Source organism: Novosphingobium sp. KN65.2, from assembly GCF_001368935.1.
Classification (GTDB): Bacteria; Pseudomonadota; Alphaproteobacteria; order Sphingomonadales; family Sphingomonadaceae; genus Novosphingobium; species Novosphingobium mathurense.
Genome location: NZ_CCBH010000100.1, coordinates 1 through 1,502, shown reverse-complemented (window position 1 = coordinate 1,502; position 1,502 = coordinate 1). Strand labels below are relative to the sequence as shown.

At 63.9% G+C, this 1,502-nt stretch carries 2 protein-coding genes; both read right to left on the bottom strand.

All coding sequences use genetic code 11. The features are described 5' to 3' along the window. A partial coding sequence (locus SPHV1_RS24815; protein WP_156367234.1) for a hypothetical protein occupies positions 1-202 on the bottom strand: 202 nt, incomplete at its 3' end. Between the two features lie 55 nt (positions 203-257). Next, on the bottom strand, positions 258-1,502 hold a 1,245-nt coding region (locus SPHV1_RS03715; RefSeq protein ID WP_231634508.1), incomplete at its 5' end, for a DUF5710 domain-containing protein.

Genomic DNA, 1,502 nt, shown 5'->3' with positions numbered 1-1,502 from the left:
GAGGCGAGAGGCCGAAGGCCATGACGATCGGGAGCCTGTCACCCTGACCGTGGATGAAGCGGAGGCCCCGCGAACTGCGAGAACAATGCGAGACACGGACCTGAGCGATGAACAATATCGCGGCCTCCTCCACGCTATAGACCTCGCGCGGGAAAGCCTCGTTATCGCGGTGGAGATGGACGACGACATAACCGCCTTCCATCTCAAAACCGCGCTCCGTTCCCTCGACTATTCTAGGAAGCTGGTTTCCGCTTGATCTAGCGTCGAACGCTGCGGCGCTGGGCCGGTCGATCGTCTCCGATAACCGGCCCGGAACGCTTCCTTTCGCGTTCGTCGTCCAGCTCGATCCGGGGAGCCTCCCGCTCCTGCTGACGCGGGTTCTCGATCGCCGCCCTGATCTGGCGCACCACGCCTTCACGGCCCAAGCGGCTGTTCTGCTGCAAGTCGTTGAAGTCGGTGAAGCGTGCCGGGTCGGCCTGCTGCTCGCCGGGGGCGAAGGTCGGGAAGACCGGAACGCCGTTCACGGCCTGCGCCGCTTGGGTCGCCTTCTCCTTGCCGGGATTGTAGCCGAATTTCTCCAAGACGCGCTGATCGTCCTCGCCCATGATGAAAATCGGCTTGTCGGGGTAATGCTCGCGCAACGCGGCTGCGACGGCGGGAAGGTTGCCGGAATCGAACGCCGCGACGGTCGCATGGTCCACCACGCTAGAGACGGTCGCCATCGTCGCGTAGCCTTCGCCAATCATAATGCGCGGGGCCTTGTCGAGCGCGGCTAGTGCGGCCTGCGGCGTCACGCCCCCGTTGACCACATGGAAACAGCTTTCCTTGTGGCTCTCCTTCGCAAAACGCTTCGTGCCGTCTTCCTGAATATATTGCGTCGTCCAGTGCTTGCCGCTGGTGTCGATCGCCGGAAGGTGGATTGTATTATCGCTGGCGCTGGCGAGCGCGCCGATCGTCGGCGCAATGCCCTTCCTCTCCATGTAGGGCGTTGCCTGCTCGATCTGACGGCATTGCGCGGCGCGCTGCTGCACGCGCTCGGCCGTCGCGTCATATGTCGCCGTCCGTTCCCGATCGCGCTCCTCGCGCTTGGTGGCCGCCTCGGCGTTCAAGCGGGCCTTCTCCTCCTCGCTCAAGGTGTAGCCGGTGCTTTTCCAGCGCATATCCAGCCCTGAACGGTTGTTCTTGATATAGCCTGCGGGGTGGCCATCGGTGAACGCGACGTAGAAGCCCGCCGCCTCGCCTTTGCCGTCCCCCGCTGCGGGAACGCGGTGGGTCTTCCCGTCCATCATCGGGTGCCCTGCGGGAACCTCAAGGCCAAGGGATTTCATGGCGTCGGCAAACTCGACCTCCGGGCTTTTCGCCTCCTGCTGGCGCGGCTGATTGTCTATTTTCCAGCGCGCCAGCTTCTCCGGGTCTGCGCCCTCCGGCGCATACCAGCTCTTGCGCGCGGCATCCCATTTCGCGCCGTTGGCTTTGGCAAGGGTTCGTTCGCCATAAGGCAC